The sequence below is a fragment of the Aeromonas caviae genome (genome assembly GCF_000819785.1).
Taxonomy (GTDB): Bacteria; Pseudomonadota; Gammaproteobacteria; order Enterobacterales; family Aeromonadaceae; genus Aeromonas; species Aeromonas caviae.
This window is the reverse complement of sequence record NZ_CDBK01000044.1, coordinates 115,978-139,167: the sequence shown is the minus strand read 5'-3', so window position 1 is coordinate 139,167 and position 23,190 is coordinate 115,978. Positions and strand designations below refer to the sequence as shown.

The 23,190-nt window shown below is 64.1% G+C and carries 23 protein-coding genes and 1 pseudogene; 13 read left to right on the top strand and 11 right to left on the bottom strand.

Features of this window, described 5'->3' with window-relative positions:
• Positions 1 to 52 precede the first annotated feature (52 nt).
• The gene (locus BN1120_RS07350) at positions 53 to 1,297 is read left to right on the top strand and encodes an HD-GYP domain-containing protein (protein WP_029313584.1); all 1,245 of its coding nucleotides are present in this window, start codon (positions 53 to 55) and stop codon (positions 1,295 to 1,297) included.
• 28 nt (positions 1,298 to 1,325) lie between these two features.
• Entirely contained in the window at positions 1,326 to 2,501 is a 1,176-nt protein-coding gene (locus BN1120_RS07345; RefSeq protein ID WP_042015382.1) for a competence/damage-inducible protein A, read from the top strand.
• Here the strand turns inward: BN1120_RS07345 and BN1120_RS07340 are convergent.
• Positions 2,498 to 3,013: a metal-dependent hydrolase gene (locus BN1120_RS07340; RefSeq protein WP_042015381.1), complete on the bottom strand. Its 516-nt coding sequence runs from the start codon at positions 3,011 to 3,013 to the stop codon at positions 2,498 to 2,500. The genes BN1120_RS07345 and BN1120_RS07340 overlap by 4 nt on opposite strands.
• A 37-nt stretch (positions 3,014 to 3,050) precedes the next feature.
• Between BN1120_RS07340 and BN1120_RS07335 the strand changes: the two genes are divergently transcribed.
• From BN1120_RS07335 to BN1120_RS07320, 4 genes are all read left to right on the top strand, one after another.
• On the top strand, positions 3,051 to 3,290 hold the full coding sequence (locus tag BN1120_RS07335; RefSeq protein ID WP_042015378.1) for a hypothetical protein: 240 nt from the start codon (positions 3,051 to 3,053) through the stop codon (positions 3,288 to 3,290).
• 117 nt (positions 3,291 to 3,407) lie between these two features.
• Positions 3,408 to 5,072 carry a DUF342 domain-containing protein gene (locus BN1120_RS07330; protein ID WP_042015376.1) on the top strand — a complete coding sequence of 555 codons (1,665 nt, stop codon included), beginning with the start codon at positions 3,408 to 3,410 and terminating at the stop codon, positions 5,070 to 5,072.
• A gap of 113 nt (positions 5,073 to 5,185) precedes the next feature.
• Positions 5,186 to 5,995 (top strand): sugar-phosphatase, encoded by an 810-nt coding sequence (gene yidA / locus BN1120_RS07325; RefSeq protein ID WP_041214347.1) that lies wholly within the window; start codon positions 5,186 to 5,188, stop codon positions 5,993 to 5,995.
• A 363-nt stretch (positions 5,996 to 6,358) separates the two neighbouring features.
• Positions 6,359 to 7,129, top strand: a complete 771-nt coding sequence (locus BN1120_RS07320; protein WP_042015373.1) for a gamma-glutamyl-gamma-aminobutyrate hydrolase family protein — start codon at positions 6,359 to 6,361, stop codon at positions 7,127 to 7,129.
• A gap of 151 nt (positions 7,130 to 7,280) precedes the next feature.
• On the opposite strand, the gene BN1120_RS07315 is transcribed toward BN1120_RS07320, so the two are convergent.
• The 7 genes from BN1120_RS07315 to lptM all read right to left on the bottom strand — a co-directional run bounded on the left by BN1120_RS07315 (position 7,281) and on the right by lptM (position 12,657).
• The gene (locus BN1120_RS07315; protein ID WP_042015448.1) at positions 7,281 to 7,652 is read right to left on the bottom strand and encodes a hypothetical protein; all 372 of its coding nucleotides are present in this window, start codon (positions 7,650 to 7,652) and stop codon (positions 7,281 to 7,283) included.
• 104 nt (positions 7,653 to 7,756) lie between these two features.
• A complete protein-coding gene (locus BN1120_RS07310) occupies positions 7,757 to 8,467 on the bottom strand; it encodes an HAD-IA family hydrolase (protein ID WP_042015371.1) in 711 nt (236 codons plus the stop codon).
• Positions 8,468 to 8,562: 95 nt separating this feature from the next.
• Positions 8,563 to 9,540 carry a tyrosine recombinase XerC gene (gene xerC / locus BN1120_RS07305; protein ID WP_042015368.1) on the bottom strand — a complete coding sequence of 326 codons (978 nt, stop codon included), beginning with the start codon at positions 9,538 to 9,540 and terminating at the stop codon, positions 8,563 to 8,565.
• Positions 9,533 to 10,213, bottom strand: coding sequence for a DUF484 family protein (locus BN1120_RS07300; RefSeq protein ID WP_041212252.1), 681 nt, complete (start codon positions 10,211 to 10,213; stop codon positions 9,533 to 9,535). Before BN1120_RS07300 ends, xerC begins: the two co-directional genes overlap by 8 nt.
• A gap of 79 nt (positions 10,214 to 10,292) precedes the next feature.
• Positions 10,293 to 11,123 (bottom strand): diaminopimelate epimerase, encoded by an 831-nt coding sequence (gene dapF / locus BN1120_RS07295; protein WP_029313578.1) that lies wholly within the window; start codon positions 11,121 to 11,123, stop codon positions 10,293 to 10,295.
• 62 nt (positions 11,124 to 11,185) lie between these two features.
• Positions 11,186 to 12,436 (bottom strand): diaminopimelate decarboxylase, encoded by a 1,251-nt coding sequence (gene lysA, locus BN1120_RS07290; protein ID WP_039039806.1) that lies wholly within the window; start codon positions 12,434 to 12,436, stop codon positions 11,186 to 11,188.
• Between the two features lie 20 nt (positions 12,437 to 12,456).
• Positions 12,457 to 12,657 carry an LPS translocon maturation chaperone LptM gene (gene lptM / locus BN1120_RS20665; protein ID WP_010672699.1) on the bottom strand — a complete coding sequence of 67 codons (201 nt, stop codon included), beginning with the start codon at positions 12,655 to 12,657 and terminating at the stop codon, positions 12,457 to 12,459.
• 73 nt (positions 12,658 to 12,730) lie between these two features.
• On the opposite strand from lptM, the gene cyaY reads away from it, so the two are divergent.
• On the top strand, positions 12,731 to 13,045 hold the full coding sequence (gene cyaY, locus BN1120_RS07285) for an iron donor protein CyaY (RefSeq protein ID WP_010672698.1): 315 nt from the start codon (positions 12,731 to 12,733) through the stop codon (positions 13,043 to 13,045).
• A gap of 3 nt (positions 13,046 to 13,048) precedes the next feature.
• Positions 13,049 to 13,306: pseudogene (locus BN1120_RS07280) on the top strand (alpha/beta hydrolase); the annotation flags it as partial.
• Between the two features lie 187 nt (positions 13,307 to 13,493).
• Here the strand turns inward: BN1120_RS07280 and BN1120_RS07275 are convergent.
• Positions 13,494 to 16,013 (bottom strand): class I adenylate cyclase, encoded by a 2,520-nt coding sequence (locus BN1120_RS07275; protein ID WP_042015367.1) that lies wholly within the window; start codon positions 16,011 to 16,013, stop codon positions 13,494 to 13,496.
• A gap of 322 nt (positions 16,014 to 16,335) precedes the next feature.
• Here BN1120_RS07275 and hemC point away from each other — a divergent pair, with 322 nt between their 5' ends.
• From hemC to BN1120_RS07255, 4 genes are read left to right on the top strand one after another with little or no spacing between them, the layout of a single operon-like run.
• Positions 16,336 to 17,265, top strand: coding sequence for a hydroxymethylbilane synthase (gene hemC / locus BN1120_RS07270; protein WP_042015366.1), 930 nt, complete (start codon positions 16,336 to 16,338; stop codon positions 17,263 to 17,265).
• A gap of 46 nt (positions 17,266 to 17,311) precedes the next feature.
• On the top strand, positions 17,312 to 18,046 hold the full coding sequence (locus BN1120_RS07265) for a uroporphyrinogen-III synthase (RefSeq protein ID WP_039039810.1): 735 nt from the start codon (positions 17,312 to 17,314) through the stop codon (positions 18,044 to 18,046).
• Entirely contained in the window at positions 18,043 to 19,119 is a 1,077-nt protein-coding gene (locus BN1120_RS07260) for a uroporphyrinogen-III C-methyltransferase (RefSeq protein WP_039039811.1), read from the top strand. Before BN1120_RS07265 ends, BN1120_RS07260 begins: the two co-directional genes overlap by 4 nt.
• 10 nt (positions 19,120 to 19,129) lie before the next feature.
• Positions 19,130 to 20,293, top strand: a complete 1,164-nt coding sequence (locus BN1120_RS07255) for a heme biosynthesis HemY N-terminal domain-containing protein (protein WP_042015365.1) — start codon at positions 19,130 to 19,132, stop codon at positions 20,291 to 20,293.
• Between the two features lie 168 nt (positions 20,294 to 20,461).
• On the opposite strand, the gene BN1120_RS07250 is transcribed toward BN1120_RS07255, so the two are convergent.
• Together BN1120_RS07250 and glpX are read right to left on the bottom strand one after the other, a co-directional pair.
• Positions 20,462 to 20,713: a YkgJ family cysteine cluster protein gene (locus BN1120_RS07250; RefSeq protein ID WP_010675884.1), complete on the bottom strand. Its 252-nt coding sequence runs from the start codon at positions 20,711 to 20,713 to the stop codon at positions 20,462 to 20,464.
• Positions 20,714 to 20,854: 141 nt separating this feature from the next.
• A complete protein-coding gene (gene glpX, locus BN1120_RS07245; protein ID WP_039040467.1) occupies positions 20,855 to 21,865 on the bottom strand; it encodes a class II fructose-bisphosphatase in 1,011 nt (336 codons plus the stop codon).
• A gap of 218 nt (positions 21,866 to 22,083) precedes the next feature.
• Between glpX and BN1120_RS07240 the strand changes: the two genes are divergently transcribed.
• Positions 22,084 to 23,142: a porin gene (locus BN1120_RS07240; RefSeq protein ID WP_029313567.1), complete on the top strand. Its 1,059-nt coding sequence runs from the start codon at positions 22,084 to 22,086 to the stop codon at positions 23,140 to 23,142.
• The last annotated feature ends 48 nt before the right edge of the window (positions 23,143 to 23,190 follow it).

Here is a 23,190-nt window from a genome sequence, read left to right as displayed (position 1 = left end):
ACCCCGCCCTTTGACTAGCATACGGCTCAGTGTGTCCCTCGTGCCCAACCCCATGACAGGAATCAAGATCTCCGTAGAACGGCTGCAAGTCGGCAATTATGTCTCCCTGCCTTTGGGATGGCGTGAGCACCCGTTTCTGTTCTCCAGCTTCAAGCTCAAGAGCGAGGAGGAGATCGAGCTCATTCGTCGCCTTGGCCTCAAGCTGGTGACCATCATTCCCGACAAGAGCGACACGCCGCCCAAGCCCCTCGGACAGACCCAGCCCCAGGCGGATGAGGTTGAGGGAGAGGGTCTCGTCGCCCGCCAGGAGGAGATGCAGCAGGAGAAACTGCGGCGCATCGAGCAGTTGCAGCGCTATCGCCGCGACCTGCAGCAGTGCGAGAAACAGTTCCGCCAATCCCTGGCCCAGGTGCGCAACCTCATGGGCAAGATCCAGTCCCGCCCCCTCAACGCCATCAGCGAGGCCCAGGAGCTGATCAACGCCATGACGGAGCAGCTCCTCTCGGTGGACGAGATGGTGCTGCACCTGGTCTCCGACAGCGATGATGGCAACAGCCTGCAGTTTCACTCCCTCAACGTCAGCGTGCTCAGCATGCTGCTCGCCCGGGAGTGCAAGTTGCCGGCCGAGGCAATCCGCCAGGTCGGCATGGGGGCCCTGTTCCACGACATCGGCAAGCTGAGGATCCCGAGCCAGATCCTGCGCAAGACGGAGCCGCTGACCAAGCCGGAGCAGAACCTGATGGCCCAGCATCCCCGCTACGGCCTGGAACTGCTGGGGCTGGTCAGCGATTTTCCGGAAGCGGCCAAGCAGATAGTGCAGAACCACCACGAGTACCTGGACGGCACCGGCCCCCAGGGGCTCAAGGGGGATCAGCTCGATCCCCTCACCCAGATCGTCTCCCTCATCAACGAGTACGACAACCTCTGCCACCTGGAGGCCAAGGTGCCCTACGCGGCCCTCGGCAGCCTCTACAAGCAGCGCAAGTCCCAGTTCAACGCCGATCACCTCGGCATGCTGATCCGACTGATGGGGGTCTACCCCCCGGGTAGCGTGGTGCAGCTTTCCAACGGCCAGGTGGGGCTGGTGATGTCGGTCAACGCCTCCCGCCTGCTCTACCCCGCCGTGCTGGTATACGACCCCCGCATTCCGCGCCAGGAGGCGGCCATCATCGACCTCGACGCGGCCGGGCTGACCATCGCCAAGGTGATCCAGCCCAAACGCCTGCCCCCGGCGGTGTTCGAATACCTCAACCCCCGCACCCGGATCAGCTACTACTTCGAACACGGCAAGCCCTGAGAGGGCTGGCCCCACCCAAGGAGTCCCCATGCGCATCGAGATCATCAGCACAGGCGACGAGATAGTGACCGGCCTGGTGGTGGACACCAATGCCGCCTGGCTCAGCGCCCTCTTGCTGGAGCAGGGCTGGCAGGTGCGCCGCCGCGCCACCGTGGGGGACAACCTCGCGGATCTGACAGCCGTGCTGCAGGAGAGCGCCAACCGCGCCGAGGTGGTACTGGTGTGCGGGGGGCTCGGCCCCACGGCGGACGACCTCACCGCCCAGGCCGCAGCCGAGGCGTTTGACCAGCCCCTGACCCTGTTCCCGGACTGGCTCGCCACCATGGCCGAACGCTATGCCAGCCGGGGCCGCACCATGGCCCGGAGCAACACCAAGCAGGCCTGGCTGCCCCGGGACTGCGAGATCCTCGACAACCCGGTGGGCACCGCCTGCGGCTTTGTGGTCCGCCACCCGGCCAGCCACGGCCAGAGCCGGCTTTTCTTCACCCCGGGCGTGCCGTTCGAGTTCAAGCAGATGGTGCGCGAACAGATCATGCCCCGCCTCAAGGCGCTGGCCGGGGAAGAGACCGACACCGAGCTGCGCCGTTTCTACACCTTCGGCGTCTCGGAGTCCGCCCTCAGCGACATGCTGGATGCGGCCCCCTGGCCTGCCGGCATCGAGCTGGGCTACCGCTCCTCCATGCCTCTCATCGAGCTCAAGCTCATCGGCCACGGTGCCAGCACCGCCGACATGGACGCCGCCGAGGCGAGGCTGCTTGCGGCCATCGCCCCCTGGCTGGTAGGGCGTGGCAACGAGGCGCCTGCCAGCCAGATCCTGGCCCTGCTGGGGGAGCGGTCGCTGCACCTGCAAGAAGGGGAGAGCCGGGGCGCCCTGCTGGCCATGTGTCACGGGCACCCGGCCCTGACCGCCGGCTTCAGCCACACCCTGAGCGACGATCTGACTCAACTGGCGGTGCCCGCCGCCCCCCTGAGCCTCACCATAGGCCGTGCCGGGCCGGACGGCGTGCCGCTGCTGCTCTGCGCCGACGGGCAACTGCACGGCCAGACGCTCAGGGTCAGCCACCCGGATCCCGCGAGCGGTCGCCGGATCCTCGCCTTCGCCGCCCTCGACATGCTGCGCCGCCACCTGCTGGGGCTGCCGGTGCTCGCCGATTACCTCACCCTGACCCGAACGGCCAGATGCCAGGAAGGCGCCCGGGGCTAGAAGTGAGTCAAGCCTGCGCCGCCATGGACCCAGTACCCGGCGAGCGCCAGGGTCAGCAGGCAGAAGGCCCTCTCGTAGCCCCCGCCGCTCTTGAGGGGCAGGCCGGGCAGGCGAAAGCGCCGACGCCAGGGCCAGAGCAGGGGAATGCCCATGGGGGTGAGCCAGTCCCCCAGCAGATGGCTGAGATAGCCCACGATGAGAGCATCCTTCACCGCCCCCGACAGCAACCAGGGGGCTTCCACCTGGGCCAGCCCCCAGACCCCCATCCCCACCGCCAGCAGGCTGTGGGTGAAGCCGCGATGGCCGAACAGCCGGGAGAGCGGCCCCGAGATCCAGGGCAGTTGCCGCCCGAGCAGGGAGCGGGGGTGATCGAGATCCGGCAGCAGGGCGCTCGCCAGGGCCATGGGAACGATATGCCACAGGCTGGCATCGGCCAGGGCCGGAGTCAGTTCGACCTTGTGGGCAAGCAGGACGCAGGTGACGGAAAACAGCAGGTGGCCTTGGGCGGTCATGGGGCTCGTTCGGTTGGACAGAAAAAGGGGCTGATCGATGGCGACCAGGGTCCTCGCCCTGGGGCGGCGGCAGATTAAAATCCTTCTCTTCCTGTCTGGCAAGGTGATTTGCATCGCCTCCCTCAACGTGATGGACACCCTGGATAGCGAAAGCATAAAACGTCAGCATATTGCGCTAAAAAACTGCAATGGAACCCATGACATGGCCGGCTCTGCCCCTCTCCCGTCAGCCGAAATTTCCTCAACCCGGCTCACCCATTTGCATTCAGATCGTTGACCCGGAAGGAAAAATACCCGAATACTGCGCGTTGGATCCGCCCCGGCGGCATTGGATGCCGGCAAGGAGAGGCCCCGGCATGGGGCAAACCGGACAGGGACAACGAAGGAGGGCCCGGTGTTAAGCAAAGCGTGGTTTCAGCTGTCGGCCGACATGAGCTATGTCTGCCTGCGCATCACCCCGGGCCTCACCGAGCCCATCCAGGAAAGCGACGTCCTGGCCCTGCTGCGACTCTCCAACTGTCGGCGCTACGAACCCCTCGGCGAGGGGATCCGCGAAGCCGTCACCCTGCTCAACGCCCTCATCGCAGAGCCGGATGCCCCCGCGCATCCGCCAGTCCCCATTGCCCGGCGCCAGGATGCCAGGCTGCTCATCCAGGTGGACAAGGACCAGATGAGCGCCAGGGCGCAGATCACCGCGGACTGGGGCGGCCAGCCCCTGACCCTGGCCCAGTTGCAGGAGGCCCTGGCGGCCAGCACGGTCAAGCAGGGGGTGAGCGAACGACTCCTTGCCGCCGCCATCCAGGCAGCGGGTGAGGCGGCCCCCGGTGCCCAGCTCAATCTCGTCATCGCCCTCGGCAAGGCCGCCAGGCACGGCCTGGATACCCGCCTGGAGCGGCTGGTGGAGACCGCAGCCGAGCGGATCCTCAAACCCCAGGAGCGGGATCACGGCAAGGTGGACATGCGCGACCTCGGCACCCTGCTCACCGTCAAGGCCGGGGCGTTGCTGATGCGCAGGCACCCCGCCACCCAGGGCATCGACGGCTTCACCGTGACGGGCCAGACCCTGACCGCCCGCCACGGCAAGGAGAGCGCCATGACGCCGGGTGACGGCACCTGCCTCTCCCCCGAGGATCCGGACCTGCTGCTGGCGACCCGCCCGGGGCTCCCCTGTCAGGAGCGTGCCGGGATGCGGGTCGACGAGGTACTCAACGTCAAGCAGGTCGACATCCGCCACGGCCACGTCGAGTTCGAGGGATCGCTGCTGGTCACCGGGGACGTCATGCCCGGCATGCGCGTCAAGACCAGCGGGGACGTGGTGATCGGCGGCTTCGTCGAGGGCGGCTACATCGAATCCGGCGGCACCATCACGGTGCGCAACGGCATCATAGGGCGCAAGCTGGCAGACGACGAATACCTCTGCCACCTCAACGCCGGGGGGGAGATCCACGCCAGCTATGCCCAGTACGCCAGGCTGGAGGCCGATGGCGACATCCATATCCTGAGCCAGCTCAGTCACTGCTATTGCCGCAGCGGCCAGGATCTCAAGGTGGGGGACAGCGCCATGCGCAAGGGGCACCTCATCGGCGGTATCAACATCGCCAACCGGCTCATCATGGCACCGGTGCTCGGAGCCTCGGCGGCCAACCGGACCCGGTTGCAGATCCTCGGCGGCTATTTCAGCCAGAAGGAGCAGGAGCTGGCGCTTCGCCAGCGCAAACAGACCTGCGCCGAGCAGATAGACAAGCTGCAGGATCTCATCCTGCGTCTGCTGCAACTGCCTCGTGACAAGCGCAATCCCGAGACCCTGCAGAAGATCAAGGCGCTGCGCACCCGCCAGTTCGACGAGAGCAAGAGCCTGGACGAGCAGCTCGCCGAGGCGCAGCGGGAGCTGCAGGCGCTCATGGCCAACATGGACATCATCGCCACCCAGCGCCTCTTCCCCGGCGTCGAGGTGGAGATGGCCCATCACCACAACAGGGTCGACATCGAGCACGGCCCCATCCACTTCGCCATCCGGGAAGATCAGCTGCAACTGACCCCCTACCAGGGCCAGCGCTGAGGGGCAACGTGCCCCCGCTTCGGCAGGCGGCGTGATCCCGGCGGCGATTTTCGCTACACTCGGCCTCCCCATGGCCCCATCGGGCGGGCCGGCCAGACTCAGGTAGTGAGAAGATGTACAAGCTGATCGCATTGGATATGGATGGCACCCTGCTGACCCCAGAGGGCCGAATCTCCCCCCGCACCCAGGCCGCCATCGCGGCAGCCCGCGCCAGGGGCGTGACCGTGGTGCTGGCCTCCGGCCGCCCGCTGGAAGGCATGACCGCCGCCCTGACCGAGCTGGGCCTCACCGGCCAGGATGACTACGTCATCTGCTACAACGGCGCCCTGGTGCAGCAGGTGTCCGAGCAACGCATCATCCGCAGCCAGTTGCTGACCGGCAGCGACGCCCGTGCCATCGCCCACCTGGCCTGTGAGCTGGGGGTGAACATCCACGGCTTCTCCGTCCGCCAGGGGCTCATCAGCCCCAGGATCAGCCCCTACACCGAGCACGAATCCCGCCTCATCGGTCAACCCATCAACCTGGTGGACTTCGCCACCCTGCCCGACGACGAGCAGATCATGAAGGTGATGATGATTGACCCAGAGCCCCTGCTCTCCCGTGCCATCGCCCAGCTGCCCGCCGAACTCCACGAGCGCTATACCGTGGTGCGCAGCGCCCCCTACTTCCTCGAGTTCATGAACAAGCGCAGCAACAAGGGCACCGGCGTCGCCGCCCTGGCCGAGCACCTGGGGCTGGATGCCTCCCAGGTGATCGCGGTGGGGGATGCGGGCAACGATCACCACATGATCGCCTACGCCGGACTCGGGGTCGCCATGGGCAACGCCACCGACGAGATCAAGGCGCTGGCACAGCACACCACGGGACGCAACGATGAAGACGGGGTCGCCCAGGTGATCGAACGTTTCATCCTGAACGCCTGAGTCGACAAGGGGCCCTGTGGGCCCCTTCTGCTATCCGGCCACCTGGCCAGATGTTTAATATATCCACCATCAAATCTCTCGCCGCGCCAGGCATTCCCCCTCAAGCCCCTTTAAATGGGACTCGCAGCCGCATCTCGACATCAACGGTTAACATAATTGCATCATTTTGTTTGACATATTGAACGGCCTTGGCAGACTGGAGGCAGGATCCAGGCTGTCGTTGCCAAGGCTGACCGACGATTCTGGCACGCTGGCGCGACCCTGATCCCACGACCATGCCTTGAGGCATGCCCTTGCGAGCCGAGGCGGCAAGGGCCTTCCCAAGGCGCAGGATGAGACCGCCAAGGATAGCCAAGGTGACCTATGCCCAACCCCAGTGCCCATAACAAACCCGTCGTGCTGATGACCATGGGGGCCCAGGCCCGCAGTGGCCACGCCTACCAGGTCATGACCCACAAATACATCAAGCCTCTGGTGGAGATCAGCGGCTGCGTGCCGCTGCTGGTGCCCACCTGCTGTGGCACCGAGGATCTGGAGCAGTATCTGGACCTCGCCGACGGGGTCTATCTGAGCGGTGCCGGATCCAACATCGATCCTGCCCTCTATGGCCAGGAGAACCTCACCCCGGAGAAGCCCCAGGACAGGGACAGGGATCTGTTCGATATTCCCCTGGTGCGCGCCGCCCTCGACCGTGGCCTGCCGATCCTCGGGATCTGCCGCGGCATGCAGGAGATCAACGTGGCCCTGGGAGGCGACATTCACCAGAAGGTCTATTGCGAGCCGGGTTATGACGATCATCGGGAGGATGCGGATGACCCGGTGGACGAGCAGTATGGCGAGAGCCATCATGTCGAGCTGGTGCCCGGTACCTGGCTGGCCGAGCTGATGGGGCAGCCGTCGATTCCGGTCAACTCCCTCCACGGGCAGGGGATCAAGACGCTGGCCAAGGGGCTGGCCCCCCTGGCCCATGCAGAAGACGGGCTGATCGAGGCGATCCACGCACCCGCCCTCTCCCCCTTCCTGCTGGCGGTGCAGTGGCACCCGGAGTGGAAGGCCAGCGAGAACCCCCACTCCATCAAGCTCTTCACCGCCTTTGGCGACGCCTGCCGCCGGTTCAGGCAGCAGGTCGGCTAGTCACCGACCCCTTGCCCTTGAGCCTGGGCAGGGCCCCGTGCATCGGGGGCTGCCCGGAGGCATCCGACGTGGCGGGCCTGTGACCCCCCCACGCCATCAAGCTGTCCACTGCCTTCGGCGACGCCTCCTGCCCGCTCAGGCAGCAGACGGGCTAGTCGCCAAATCCCTTGCCCTTGAGCTTGGGCAGGGCTCCGCGATCAGGGCGCAGGGTTCGGCAGACATCCAGCCCCTTGAGGCCCCGCTGGATATGGTCCGGGGCCTGCCCGAGCACCATGCCGTTGCCGCGATAGAGACGGGCATCCTCCAGCTCGAACAGCTCGCCCCCGATGAGCAGTTGCTCCCGGCCATTCACCACCTTGCCCCGTTTCAGGGGCAGGGTCATGTCCACCTGGATCTCGCCGGTGGCACACCCTTCGCGCCAGCGCGCCTCGTCGGAAAACGGGGAGATGGCGATCTCCCGCCAGGATCCGTCCCTGAACTCCATCCGGTAACGGTCTTGCACCAGATCGCATCCCGCCAGCATCACGGGGATCGCCAGCCAGATGACACCCTTCAGTCCCTTCACGCCCTTGCTCCCTTGTTGTTATTGCCCGATATACATCACGGAATCTGTCCCTCACCCCCAGCTCAGAGCAGCAGGGTGGCCAGATCCTGCAGCTGTCCCAGCTCCACATCCGGCAGCAGCGACAGCGACTGCCAGGACTGACCGCTCTCGTTGAGCCAGGCGGCCCGAAAGCCGTGCAGCCTGGCCCCCAGCACGTCGGTCACCGGGTGATCCCCCACATGGAGGATGCGGCCGGGGGCCAGCCCCAGGGCCTCTTGCACCTGCACGAACATGTCGGGCGCCGGTTTCATTCTGGCTCCCGCTCCCGCCTTGCAGACCAGGGTGAAGTAGCCAGCCAGACCCGCCTGCTCCAGATCCAGGTTGCCGTTGGTGATCACCGCCAGCGGGTAGCGCGCCGCCAGACGAGCCAGCAGGGCGTGAGTCGCCTCGCTCACCTCTATCTTCGAGCGCTCGGCCATGAAACCGGTGAACACCGCCCGGGCCTGCTGCTCCGCCAGCCCGGGCTCCATGCCCCCCTGCACCAGGGCCTCGCGAATGCCCCGCTGCCGCGCCAGGCTGACGTCGTGGCTCAGCGCCGGGTGGTCCAGCAGCAACTGGCGCTTGAGCGCGAGCCAGCGCGGTTTGTCCAGCATGGCGGTAGCCAGGTATTCGCTGCGCAGGTGGTCCAGCATCCACTGTTCCGCCCGCGCGATGGTGGGGCCGTTGTCATAGAGGGTGTCGTCCAGATCGAACGAGATGGCGGCCACCGGCTGCCAGCGACGGTAAAACTGCATGGCTGTTCCTCTTTACTCCCCATCCTCTGGCGTTGCGGGCTCCCGCCTGACTCGGGCGACGTGGAGATTGTCATCCCCGCAGATCGCACACCACATCACTCATCCTCCGGCGTTTCCGGATCCCGCTTCGCCCGCGGGTGGGCACTGTCATATACCTTGGCCAGATGCTGGAAGTCGAGGTGGGTATAGATCTGGGTGGTGGAGAGATCCGCATGCCCCAGCAGCTCCTGCACCGCCCGCAGGTCGCCGGAGGATTCCAGCATGTGGGTGGCGAAGCTGTGGCGCAGCTTGTGGGGATGCACGTGGGCATTGAGCGCCTGCTTGTTGCCCCAGCCGTCGAGCCGCTCCTGTACCGAGCGGGCCGAGAGCCGCTGCCTGCGCTTGGAGACGAACAATGCCTCCCCCTCGTCACCGGCCAGCAGGGGGCGTACCTTGAGCCACTTGTGCAACCACTCCACCGCCATCCGCCCGATGGGCAGCACCCGCTCCCGCGAGCCCTTGCCGATCACCCTGAGCTGGCGCTCGTCGAGCTTCACGTCCGCGAGGTTGAGCCCCACCAGCTCGGCAAGGCGCAGGCCGGAGGAGTACATCAGCTCCATGATGGCGCGATCCCGTACCGCCAGCGGATCCTGCTCGTCGGTGATGTTGAGCAGCTGATACATCTCGTCCACGTCCAGGTTCTTGGGCAGAGGCCGCCCCTGCTTGGGGGTGACGATGCCCCGCGCCGGGTTGGCGGTGAGCCGCCCCTGGCGCACCTGCCAGTCGCAGAAGCTGCGCAGGGCCGACACCTTGGTGGCAAGGGAACGGGGCGCCAGCCCCCCCTTGTGCATCCGGGTCACCAGACTGCGCACCTGGCTCGCCTCGAGCCGGGCCCAGTCGTCGACCCCGAGCTTCACCAGCTCGGCGGTCATGGCTTCCAGGTGGGCCTGATAGTTGCTACGGGTGTGGGGGCTGAGCTGGCGCTCGACCCGCAGGTATTCGATAAAGGCGTCCAGCTCCCCCGCCAGTGCGACCGGCAGGGGGTCGGCGGCAGGGGGCGTCTTGGCAGCGGATCGGGTCGTTGCCTTAGCCACGGGCCAGCTCGGGCAGACGCAGCTGCAGCAGACGCCCCAGCTGACCCAGCAGCAGGGTGTCGTTGTGAGGGGTGAAGTGGCTGGGATCCGAGCTCGCGAAGGCCAGCACGCCTAGCTCCCCGAGCCGCATCAGGGCCACCGAGTTGACCAGCACATCATTGCCAAACAGCGCCTGCTTCTCGCTCTGGTTGAGGCGGCCGAAATAGTAGTCCGTGCCGGGCAGGCGCTGCCCCAGCAGTTGTTCGAGCTGTTTGCCCTGCGCCAGGAAACGCTGCTCGGGGCCGCTCAGCTGGAAATGCCTGGGATTGAGCCAGAGCCGCAGGCCGGTGAGTCGCAGCCGCTGGACGAAGGCCTTGCCCATCACGGCGCTCAGCTCGAACAGGGTCTGGCAGCCGTAGATCTCCCCGTAGAGATCCGCATAGACCCGGAAGATCCGCTCGTTCTCGCTGGCGACCCCCATCAGTTCGGTGATCTCCTGCTCCAGCTGCTCGATGCGCTCCCGCTGTCTGTCCAGCTGGCGCTCCACCAGGGAGATGGTGCCCTTTTGCCCATGGGGAATGCGGATCTTGTCCAGCATGGCCCCGTGACGCAGGAAAAACTCGGGATAACGGGCCAGGTACTCCAGCACTGTGGCTTCATCCACCAGTGATTCCTGCCGTTTGAGTTCGCTCATAACTTGGTTGATCCATCCGAAAAAGGGGCCAAGGGCCCCGATATGATCCGTTGATGGAGCGGGATCACCCGCTCCTTGTCTACAACTCTATCTGGCCGTCAAAGACGTGCTCGGCCGGCCCCGTCATGTAGACGGGCTGACCCGGTCCCTTCCAGGCGATGGTCAGCTTGCCACCCGGCAGGGTGACGGTGACCCGCTCCTTGAGCTTGCCCTGGCTGATGCCTATCACCACGGCCGCACAGGCCCCGGTCCCGCAGGCCAGGGTCTCCCCCACCCCGCGCTCGAAGACCCGCAGCTTGATCTCGCTGGCGTTGACCATCTCCATGAAGCCGACGTTGACCCGCTCGGGGAAGCGCTCGTGGCGCTCCATGATGGGTCCCAGGGTCTCCACCGGCGCATCGGCCACCGAGGGCACCTCGATGACGCAGTGAGGGTTGCCCATGGAGACGGCACCGCACATCACGGTGTGATCCTGGGCCCGCAGCAGATACGTCTTCTCCGCCTTCTGGGCACGGAACGGGATCTTGCCCGGCTCGAACTGGGGCACCCCCATGTTGACCGTGACCTGGTTCTCCCCTTCCAGCTGCAGAGTGATGCGGCCCCGGGCGGTGCTGACCGCGATGCGATCCCGGTTGACCAGCCCCTTGAGACGCACGAAACGGGCGAAGCAACGGGCCCCGTTGCCGCACTGTTCCACCTCGCTGCCGTCGGCATTGAAGATGCGGTAGTGGAAGTCGAGCTCGGGGTCATAGGGCGGCTCCACCAGCAACAGCTGGTCGAAGCCGATACCGAAGTGACGATCCGCCAGCTTCTTGATGATGTCGTTGCTGAAGAACACCTTCTGGGTGACACCATCCACCACCATGAAGTCGTTACCGAGGCCGTGCATTTTGGAAAACTCAATCAACATCGCGCGTTCCTGTCTCACCGTTAATCACGCTCTCACATGGAGGAACGCTGAAAATCCATCCATCACGGCAGCAGGTGCTCGCCACGCCAGAGATCCGCCAACTGCTCCCGCTCACGGATGAGGTGCGCCTGGTCACCGTCCACCAGCACCTCGGCCGCACGGGGTCGGGTGTTGTAGTTGGAGGACATGGTAAAGCCGTAGGCGCCAGCGGAACGCACCGCCAGCAGGGAGCCCTCGGCAATCGCCAGGGTACGCTCCTTGCCGAGGAAGTCGCCGGTCTCGCACACCGGGCCCACCACGTCATAGAGTGCCTTCTCGTGGGTCGCCCGGCTGTCCACCTCGATGATGTTCATCCAGGCGCCGTAGAGGGAGGGGCGCAGCAGATCGTTCATGCCGGCGTCGATCAGGGCGAAGTTGCGAGTCTCGCCGGGTTTGAGGAACTCGACCCGGGTCAACAGCACACCGGCGTTGGCGACGATAGCGCGACCCGGTTCGAACAAGAGGGTCAGATCCCGGCCCGCCAGCTTCTGCTTGAGCGCCTCGGCATACTCGGTGGGGTGCGGCGGCTGCTCGGCGCCGTAGTTGACCCCCAGGCCGCCGCCCACGTCCAGGTGATGGATGTGGATGCCTTCCGCCGCCAGCTCGTCGATGAGCTTGAGCAGCTTGTCCGCCGCCTCCATAAAGGGATTCAATTCAGTGAGTTGCGAGCCGATGTGGCAATCCACGCCCTTGATCTCGATGTGGGCCATGGCCGCCGCCTTGCGGTAGATGGCGGGCGCCTGTTCGATGGGGATGCCGAACTTGTTCTGCTTGAGGCCGGTGGAGATATAGGGGTGCGTGCCCGCGTCGATGTCCGGGTTGACCCGCACCGAGACCCGCGCCTTCTTGCCCATGCTGCCTGCGACCCGGTTCAGGCGCTCCAGCTCGGCTTCGGACTCCAGGTTGAAGCAGAGGATCTCTTTTTCCAGCGCAAGGCGCATCTCGGCTTCGCTCTTGGCGACGCCGGAGAAGACCACCTTGGCCGGATCACCGCCCGCCGCCAGCACCCGGGACAGCTCGCCGCCGGAGACGATGTCAAAGCCCGAACCAAGGCGTGCCAGCAGATTGAGCAGGGCCAGGTTGGAGTTGGCCTTGACCGCGTAGCAGATCAGGTGGGGAATGTCGCCAGCCGCCTGGTCGAAGGCATGCCAGTGGCGTTCCAGGGTTGCGCGGGAGTAGACATAGAGCGGAGTGCCGTACTGGTCGGCAAGCTGTTGCAGGGGAAGCTGTTCGGCCTGAAGCTGACCGTCTGCGTCGTAGTTAAAGTGATCCAAGGGGGCGGTTCCTTCCTAGATTATTGCGGCGCGGCCTCTGAGGCCGGTGTAGCGGTCGCAGGCGAGGCGGCTTGCGGTGTACTCTCTGTCTTGGGCTGTGTCTGTTCTGCAGGTGCGGGCTGTTCGGCCGGCGGCATGTAGAGCGGCCCCGTCAGGCCACAGGCGGCCAACCCGAGCGACAGCGACGCGGCAAACAGGCACTTGGTGAACTGGGTAATCATAATGGTTCGCTGCGAAAAAATTTTTGGCCCTCTATAATCGCACTCACATTGTTAAAAGCAACAGGATAAACCGATGAAGGATCACGAGTATCACGCCCTGACCGACGCCTTTTTCCAGTATGTGGAAGACACCATCGACGAGGGGTATCCGGATATCGACTGCGAACGCGCCGGCGGGGTGCTGACCCTGAGCTTCGAGAACAAGACCAAGGTCATCATCAACAAGCAGGAGCCCCTGCACCAGATCTGGGTCGCCACCCGGGAGAACGGCTTCCACTTCGAGCTGCGCGGTGACAGCTGGATCGACAACCGCTTCGGCGACGAGCTCAAGGCTCTGCTGACCCGGGCCTGCACCACCCAGGCCGGCGAGCCCGTGGTCTTCTCATGACGGATCTGCATGTCCACCTACCTGGCGGTACCCGATGCCCTGCCCGGCGAAATGAGCGAGGCGGCCCGCGCCCTGCCCATCTGCTACATGCACGGCATCTATGACGACGTGGTGAACCTCTCCATGGGCTGGGACGCCAAGAACCGGCTGGAAGCGGCGGGACTCAGCCCCGAGTGGCACGAATACCCCATGCGCCACGAGATCTGCCGCCCCCAGCTGGGCGACATTCGCAGCTGGTTGCTGGCCCGCCTCGGCGCCTGATTGTCGGCTCACGGGTAAGACAACGGCCTGCATCAGCAGGCCGTTTGCTTTCATCCCTGACGGCGATGCTCGACGGCATCCCCCCACTGGCTGCGCCCCCTCCACGCCTGATTCCCGCACCACGGATACGACAACGGCCTGCATCATGCAGGCCGTTTGCCATCTTGCCGGTGCTGTTATCAGCTCATCATCCTACTTCCCGCGCAGCTCCTGGGGTGTCCCGCTGCGGGCTCTGGCTGCGGTAGGGGATCACATCGAGTTTGTCACCCACCTGCACGATTTCGTAGTACTGGGGCAGGTTGAAGTTGCTGAACTGACCCGCATTGCTGAATCGCTCGTGACCCGAGGTGTAGAAGCGATTCACCCCCTGTACCAGTTCGTCCTTGTTGCCGGCGAAGTGCTGGTAGATCTCCACCCGATTCGCCTCGTCCAGGATATAGATGTTGGTGCCTGCATCCCGGGTATCGAAGAAGAACTGCACCAGCCCTTCGCTGGCGTAGGCGTCGACGATACCGGGCAGGTGCTGGCTGTGAGTCTTGTCGAGGCGCAGCGGCAGGTGATCCAGCTTGTTGTGGGAGATGTGGCGGTAGAAGTCGATGGCGTTTTCCAGCTTCTTGACCGACACCCCGCGCCGCTCGAAGAAGATGCCGTACTTCTCCTTGCCGAGCGCCAGCGTCTTGACCAGCTGCTGCTTGTCCCGGGCCAGGCGCAACTCGATGCATTCAGCCACAAGCTGCTGGAAGCGGGTGCGCACCAGGGAGCGGAAGTGCTGACTGTAGCAGAACACCTCGATCATCTCGGGGGCCGCGGCGTCCTGGTGCATCTTGCCGAGGATGGTGGTGAGGGCGTCCACCACGGCTTCCTCTCCCTCGAAGTGCAGGGTGCGGATCTCGCTCCAGGAGTTGCGATAGACGAGATCCACGGATCCCACCAGACACTCCTGGTTGCGACCGAACGAGAAGACGTCCGCGGCGTTGGCATCGAACTCGATCACCTGCCCCACCCAGTGGCTGGACGGGTCCGTCTCCAGGTTCAGGAAGATGGAGAGCTGGCGGATCTCGCACGGCCGGCTCAGGGCCAGGTTGGTCGCGCGGGGATACTTGACCGGGAAGGTCCCGGAGAGATCGCGACAGAACTGATGCAGGTTGTCGATGTGCAGATCCGAGCCCTGGTTGAACAGGTGTACCCGGGACTGGGGCGTCAGCAGGCCGTTGAAATAGGCCCAGGCCACCAGCTTGCTGATGTAGCCGTTATATTCGAGCGGCGCCCGGCCAATGATGTCGGCGGGTTCGAGGGAATGCTTGTAGAGATACCAGCCGGCGCGATTCAGGCGGCCGTGGGGCACCTGTACCAGACTGAGATCCGGCTCGCCGAGATCCGGCGCAATCTTGAGGTTGATGCGCTGCACCTTGCCCGGCAGGCTCTCGAATGCGGCATAGAGCTTGCGCGACAGGATGCCGATGTCTTCCGGGTTGATGGACTCGCTGATGTTGTTGCGCCGGGCGAACTGGATGAGATTGCGGTAGCTCTGCATCAGGGCCTCCAGCAACTCGGCGTAGGCCACCTTGACGTCCTCGACCTTCCACTCCTGGCGGTGATCAAGGTGGTAAAGGCGCTCCGGACTCCAGCCCCAGTAGGCTACCAGCTGGGCCATCTGCTCCCGGCGCCAGTCCGGGGAGTGATCTTCCTTGGGATGGCTCAGCCCGTCGCACACCTTCAGATAGAAGCAGCGACGCACCAGATCGAGGCGCTGCATGTCGCCGATGGACTTGAGGTAGTTGGTCACCTTGTCCAGCATCAGGCAGTAGTTGTCGAGGCGGTAGTGCATCCCCTCGTTGTGCTGGAACCAGTCGCGACTGGTCACCGACAGCAGCCGGGTGTTGGGATACTCGTGGGAGTAGGCCTCCATCAGCACCGACTTGAGCACCGCCTTGTAGGGGGAGTCGATTCCCTTGTAGAGCTGCCACAGGGCGGAGCCGAAATACTCCTCGGCAGGAATGCGATCAAAACCCCCCAGATCGAGCCAGTCATCCTGGCTCAACTTGCCGTTGGCAAACAGGCCGTTGACGTAGTCGTCGTAGTGATCGTCATATTCGGCAGGCACCAGATACCAGAGCAGCCGCTTGCCGGCGATGTGCATGGCGCTGCGGTAGAACTCGTCGAGCAGCAGCAGGTGCTGGGCGCTGCCGCAGCTCTCCCCCTGCATCTGGGCATCGTTGCGCTGACGGAACTTGTCTTCGGGGATCAGGAAGAAGTTGAGATCGACCCCCCGCTGCTCCGCCCACATGGAGAGGTGCTGGCACTTCTGTTCCAGCAGGGCGAGGCGCTCGCTCGACAGACCGGCCACATGACAGACCCAGATGTCGAGATCCGAGTGGCAGCACTGACCGATGGAGGAGGTGCTCCCCATGGAGTAGAGGCCCTGAATGGACTTGTCGTGGGTACTGAGACCGCCCTGGCAGTTGGCGTTCTGGCAGAGATCCTGGATGAAGGCCTGCTGGGCCTCGTTGGCGACAAAACTCCAGATACCATGAGGCACATCCCCTGCCACATAACCGGGCAACAGGGGGTGATTGAAGTGCAGCATGACAGGCAGCAAGTGGAAAACCTGCTGCCCGTAGCGACTCATGAGATCCAGCGCTCGTTGCGTCTTGAGACGATTGAGTTCGTCGTAGCGCGCCACCAGCGTGTCGAGTTTAACCAGCAATGCCCTACCTATGGGGAAGAGAAATGACGCACCAAAACGGGGAGACGTCAAAAAAGTGTGATCATGTTAACAATGCAAACAGCAGTGGTAAACAAGCCCGCACACAATCACCGGATTATTTCTGACCCCGTTCGTAACGGTATCAGAGGAAAGCAATAAAGTTGCTTACTTTCAATAACTTAAAATCAATTATTGGCTGAATGAAAATAATTTTCAGCCCCCGTTTTTGAGCTTGGCCCCGCTTTTGCGGGCTGCGCCATGAAAGCCCCTGCAAAGGGTGGTAAGATCGTTTTCCTCTCAAAAGATGAAACAACTGATTGATATGGCAGCCCGAACCCTGAGAATTGCCACTCGAAAGAGCCCACTGGCCCTGTGGCAGGCCAATTTTGTGAAAGATCGGCTGGAGGCACTCCATCCGGATCTGCAGGTCGAACTGGTGCCCATGAGCACCCAGGGTGACAAGATCCTCGACACCCCCCTCGCCAAGGTCGGCGGCAAGGGGTTGTTCGTCAAGGAGCTGGAGACTGCCATGCTGGAAGGGCGTGCCGACATCGCTGTCCACTCCATGAAAGACGTACCTGTGGAGTTCCCCGACGGACTCGGCCTGCACACCATCTGTGAGCGCGAAGACCCGCGTGATGCCTTTGTTTCCAACCATTTCAACCAGATAGACGAGCTGCCTCAAGGGGCCGTGGTCGGCACCTCCAGCCTGCGCCGTCAGTGCCAGCTGCGCGCTGCCCGCCCTGATCTCGTGATCCGCGACCTGCGGGGCAACGTCAACACCCGCCTCGCCAAGCTGGATGCCGGTGATTATGACGCCATCATCCTGGCCGCCGCCGGCCTGAAACGACTGGAGATGGCCCATCGCATCGCCGCCTTCATCGAGCCCGAGCAGAGCCTGCCCGCCAACGGCCAGGGGGCGGTCGGCATCGAATGCCGCCTGGATGATGTTGAGCTGCACGCCCTGCTGGCGCCGCTCGAACACCCCGAGACCCGCATCCGGGTGCTGACCGAGCGCGCCATGAACCGCGCCCTGCAAGGTGGCTGTCAGGTGCCCATCGGGGCCTATGCCCTGGTACAGGGAGAAGAGGTATGGCTGCGCGGCCTGGTGGGCAGCCCGGATGGCAGCCACGTCATTCGCGATGAGATCCGCGGCCCCCTGGCAGAGGGCGAGGCGCTGGGCCACACCCTGGCCCAGCGCCTGCTGGCCGCCGGCGCCGACGTTATCCTGGCCGAGGTCTACCGGGCATGAGTGCAGCACAGCCAGGTTCACGGTCATCTGCCTGGAGCGCCGCCTGATGGTCCCCCTGGTGGTGCGCCCGGCCGCCCAGGCCAACCAGCTGGTGCAGATGCTGCACCAGTTGGGTCATGCACCGCTCTGCTGTCCGTTGCTGGAAACCCGGCCGGGATGCGACCTCCCTCACCTGGGTGACATGCTGCGAGAGGCGGACCTCGTTATCGCCGTCAGCATGCATGCCGTTCATTTTGCACATCATTTTCTGTTGCAAACTGGTCAGACCTGGCCACATATTGATTACTTTGCAGTCGGCCAGGCGAGTGCGGATGCCTTCGCCGAGGCGGGCATCCAGGCCCTGTGCCCGGCCGATCCCCGCAGTGAAGGGCTGCTGGCCCTGCCGGCGCTGCAAGGGGTGAGTGGCCGCCGGGTGCTGATCCTGCGCGGCAACGACGGGCGGGATCTCATCGCCCGGACGCTGGCCTCACGGGGCGCACTGGTGCACTATTGTGCCACCTATGAGCGCCACTACCCCGATCTTGACGGGGACGCATTGACCCGCCACTGGCAGGCAGCCGGGCTCGACAGCCTGCTCATCACCAGTGGCGAATTGTTGCAGCGGTTGCTGGCCCTGGTGCCCGGCCCGCAGCACCCCTGGCTTTATGACCGCCTGCTGGTGGTGCCCAGTCCCCGGGTGGCCGAGATGGCAGAAGGGGCTGGTTTTACCCGTATCGTGATTGCCCAAGGTGCATCCAACCAGGCTCTGGTGGCCGCCCTGGAACTGAGGAAGATGGAATGACTGAACAGCAAGAAGTCCAGCCGAGTGCCGCGGCCACCGTGGCCGACAACAACAAGCCCGCTCCCGGAACAACAGGGAGCAAGAAGGGCAGCTCTGGCACCGTGCTTGGCGGCATCGCCATCCTGCTGGCCCTGGGGCTGGCCGGTGGTCTCTATGTGCACGGACACCAGAACGCCGTTGCCCAGCAGGCCGAACTGGTAGCCCTCAAGCAGCAACTGGCCGACGCCATGACCAGGATTGATCAGGGCAGCAGCAAGGATGCCGAACAGATCGGTGCCCTCGGCAAGAGCCAGCAGCAGTTGCAGGAGGCGCTGGACGCCTTGCAGACCAAGGTGCTGGATCTGGACGACAAGCGCCCCAATGACTGGATGCTGGCCGAATCCGAATACCTGGTGCGCATGGCGGGCCGCAAGCTGTGGCTCGAACACGACATCGTCTCCGCCATCACATTGCTCGGCAACGCCGACGAGCGCATCAAGGCGCTCAACGACCCCAGCCTGATGCCCATTCGCAAGGCGCTGGCGGAAGACATCGCCAAGCTCAAGGGGATGCCGCGGGTCGATCGCGAAGGGTTGACCCTGAAGCTGGCCGCCCTCTCGGACCAGATCGAGCTGCTGCCCCTCTCCACCGTCAGCATGCCGGAAGCCAAGAGCGAGCCCGACCAGACCGTCAGCACCAACCCGGACGAGTGGCAGAGCAACCTGAAGAAGAACTGGGTCAAGTTCACCGAAAACTTCATCACCATCCGTCGCCGCGATGGCGCCGTGGAAGCCCTGCTCTCCCCACAGCAGGAGATCTTCCTGCGGGAGAACCTCAAGACCAAGCTGCTGCAGGCCCAGCTCGCCGTCTATCGTGAACAGCAGTCCCTCTATGTCGACAGCCTGGAGAAGGCCCAGCGCTGGCTGACCCAGTATTTCGATGCCGACAACAGCGCCACCCAGTACATGCAGTCCGAGCTCGACAAGCTCAAAGGCGAGCAGATCCAGTTTGACTACCCGGATCAGTTCAAGACCCAGACCATGCTGGAACAGGTGCTGACCGAACGCCTGCAACGCATCCTGGCCGGCAACTGAGGAGGAGACCATGATTCGTCTGATCGTCATAGTCGCCGTGATGGTGGCGGGCCTCATCTTCGGTCCCGAAGCCTCCGGCAACAAGGGCTATGTGCTCATCTCGCTGGGCAACTACACGGTGGAATCCTCGGTCACCAGCGCGGTGATCCTGGCGGTGCTGTTCTACGGCGCCCTGCTCATCGTGGAATGGGTGCTGGCCCGCCTGTTCGGCCTGCGCCGCAAGACCCAGGGCTGGTTCGGCTCCCGCCGCCGCCGCAAGGCCAACCTGCAAACCGTCAATGCCACCCTGGCCATGGCAGAGGGGCACTACAACCAGGCCGAGAAGCTCCTCATCAAGGGCGCCGACAACAGCGACACCCCGCTGCTCAACTACCTGAGCGCCGCCCGGGTGGCCCAGGCCCGGGGTGACGACGTGCGCCGGGACCACTACCTGCAGAAAGCCCAGGAAGAGAACCCCAAGGCAGAGCTGGCACTGACCCTGATCCAGACCCAGTTGCAGATTGAGCAGGGCCAGTACGACAGCGCCCTCGGTCGCCTCGAGTCCATCTATGCCCTCAACCCGCGCCACCCCATGGTGCTGGATCAGCTGCGTCAGGTGTATCTGGCCCGTGAAGACTGGGCGGCCCTCATCGATCTCGCCCCTGCCCTGCGCAAGGTGGGCAAGCTGACCGCCCAGCAGGAAGAGACCCTGCTGCACCAGGCGTGGTGCGGTCGTCTGGAGGCCGCCAGCGGCTCCCTCGACACCCTGCGCACGGTCTGGCAGGGTCTGCCCCGCAAACAGCGCCAGGATCCCGTGCTGCTGGCCAGTTACGGGGATCGCCTGCGCCGATTGGGGGCCGATGCCGAAGCCGCCGATCTCTGGCTGGAGGCCCTGCGCAAGGATCCCTCCCCCGAGCTGTTCGCCCGCCTGCCCAAGCTCAAACTGGACGACTACCAGCCCATGCTGACCCTGCTCAGAAAGATCCAGGATCAACCGGGCGCCGAAGCGGCGCTGGCCCGGGTCTGCCTGCTGGCCGGTCAACTGGACGAAGCCCAGCGGCTGCTGGAGCAGGAAGTGGCGAAGGCGCCGGATGCCGCCCTCTACCACGCCCTCGGCCAGGTGATGGACAAGCGCCGCCTGACCAACAAGGCCAACGAGTACTACCGCCAGGCATTGCAGCTGGCCGACATCTGACGCCCGTTCGTCGCGAAATAAAAAGAGGCCGCAATTGCGGCCTCTTTTTATTGGGATTGTTTATTGCCATTGTTCCGAATGGTGGCTCTCTTCTCCCCTTGCGGGAGAAGGGGGCGGGGATGAGGAGGACAAGCAGACACCCTTTCCCCGAGGGAGAGGGTCAAGGGCTCAGGCGGTCAGCCGCTCCAGCTCGCCGATAAGCCAGATGGCCTCCTGGCGATGGGAGCCGCACACGTCCGCCATGGGGCGAAAGCCGCCGCACACCGCCGGGCGCTCCGGCTGGCCGAAGATCTTGCACCCCAGGTGCGCATCGAGCTGCACACAGGGCACACCGGCGGGCTTGCCGTCCGGCATGCCGGGAATGGCACTGCTGATGCTGGGGGCGATGCAGCAGGCACCGCATCCCTGACGACATTCCATGTGATTTTTCCTCTGTGGGGCACCGCAGTGTAGCAAGGAGTCCGGTTTCTCCTAAGCCTTATCCCTGCCCGGGCACCCTGGCGCCCTGCAGAGCGCAAAAAGCCCGGCAGTGCCGGGCTTTTTGCTGCGGGAGTCAGCACATCACAGGATGATGTCGCGTACCACGCTGTCTTTGCGATCCAGGAAGTGGATCGACTTGATACGACGGATGGTGCGCGATTTGCCGCGGATCAGCAGGGTCTCGGTGGTCGCCATGACGCCGTCGCTGGTGATCCCTTCCAGCAGATCACCCTTGGTGATGCCGGTGGCCGAGAAGATGACGTTGTCATTCTTGGCCAGATCTTCGAGCTTGAGCACCTTGCTCACGTCGATGCCCAGCTCCTCGCAGCGCGCGATCTCCTGTTCACCCAGGGCACGAACCTCGGGGCTGTCACCCTTGACCTGGTGGCGGGGGATCAGGCGAGCCTGCATGTCGCCGTCCAGGGCGCGGATCACCGCGGCGGAGATCACCCCTTCCGGCGCGCCACCGATGCCGTAGAGCATGTCCACTTCGCTGTCCGGCAGACAGGTGAGGATGGAAGCGGCCACGTCGCCGTCGGGAATGGCGAACACCCGCACTCCCAGACCCTGCATCTCCTTGATCGCCTTGTCATGACGCGGCTTGGCCAGGGTGATGACGGTCAGACGGGAGAGGGGCTTGCCGAGCGCCTTGGCCACGGCCTTGAGGTTCAGCTCCAGGGCCTGATCGAGATCGATGGCGCCTCTCGCCTTGGGGCCCACGATCAGCTTTTCCATGTACATGTCGGGGGCCTTGAGGAAGGATCCCTTGTCGCCCACCGCCAGCACGGCCAGAGCATTGGCCTGACCCATGGCAGTCATGCGGGTCCCCTCGATGGGGTCGACCGCGATGTCCACGGCGTCGCCCTGACCCGTGCCCACCTTCTCGCCGATGTAGAGCATGGGGGCTTCGTCGATCTCCCCTTCGCCGATCACAATCTCGCCATCGATCTGGATCTGATTGAGGATGTGACGCATGGCCGCCACGGCCGCGCCATCGGCGATATTCTTGTCACCACGTCCGAGCCACTTGTAGCCAGCCAGTGCAGCCGCTTCCGTCACTCGGGAAAATTCGATTGCCAGTTCACGTCTCATCGCATATCCAACCTTAGGAGCTCGAAAACGGGCGGCATTCTACCACAAGGGCAAACCTTTGCGCGTAAAAGTGGCGACCAGCCACATAAATCCCGGTTTTCATCCCGCTGACATGGAACCGACACGGTTTGTTCATTGCACGGTCACCCGACTGTCATCTGTCACTTCTAGCATGGCCCCGTCTTTTAAAACAAAAGCTTGCAACACAAGGGATCATGATGAAAAAGCTGACAGTAGTAGCATTGGCTCTTACCGCCGCCTTCCAGGCTCAAGCCGTCGAAGTGTACAAAAACGAGAGCACCCTGCTCGACCTCTACGGCCGCATCTACGCCGGCCAGTTCTTCGGCGAGAAGAAAGAGCTGGACGCCAACGGTGACATCAAGAACGAATACAGCGACAAGCAGGGGGCCAACCAGTTTGTCCGTCTGGGCGCCAAGGTAGAGAGCGAGATCAACCCGGGTCTCAAGGCGCTGGCCCAGTACGAACTGCAGATGTACATCAACGACAGCGAGAAGACCGTCAGCGAGAACTCCGACAACCTGCGTACCCGTCTGGCGTTCGCCGGTGTCGGCGCCAACTGGGGGACCGTCACCTTCGGTCGCCAGAAGGGGGCTCCTGGCTTCCTGGCGGACTGGACTGATGTCTCTCTCTCCGATGGTTACGGCAACGAGGCACTGGGCGCCAAGACCGACACCTTCGCCACCAACCGCGCCGGCTCCGTGCTGAAGTACTCCGGCCTGTTCAACGGTTTCCAGGTAGATACCAGCTACAAGTTCGATGGCGGTGACACCGAAGAGACCTCCAGCAAGGACAGCGATGCCGCCTACGGTGCCGCCGTGGCCTACACCTTCCCGTTCAACCTCTCCCTGGGGACCGCCTACAACGTGGGCATCCGCGACAAGAGCGGTGAAGAGGATGCCAAGCTGTGGCTGCTCTCCGCCAAGTACGACAACAAGGCCCTCTACGCCGCCCTGAGCTATGCCGACGGCAGCGACTTCCTGGCCACCGGCAAGGATCACACCGGCTGGGAAGGGGCGCTGGGTTACAACTTCGAGAGCGGCTTCGGCCTGATGGCCCTGTGGAACAAGCAGAAGGTGGAGCAGGCTGGCAAGTCTGACTACGACTCCATCGACTACTACACCCTGGGCGCCCAGTACAAGTTCAACAAGAACCTGCGCGTCATCGGCGAGTACCGCATCAACAACCTCGACAGCCATGACAGCGGCAAGCTCAACACCAAGGATGACTTCCAGCTGGCGGCCCGCTACGACTTCTAAGTCGGCAACCACCTGACAACACGGCGCGCAGAGCACTCTGCGCGCCGT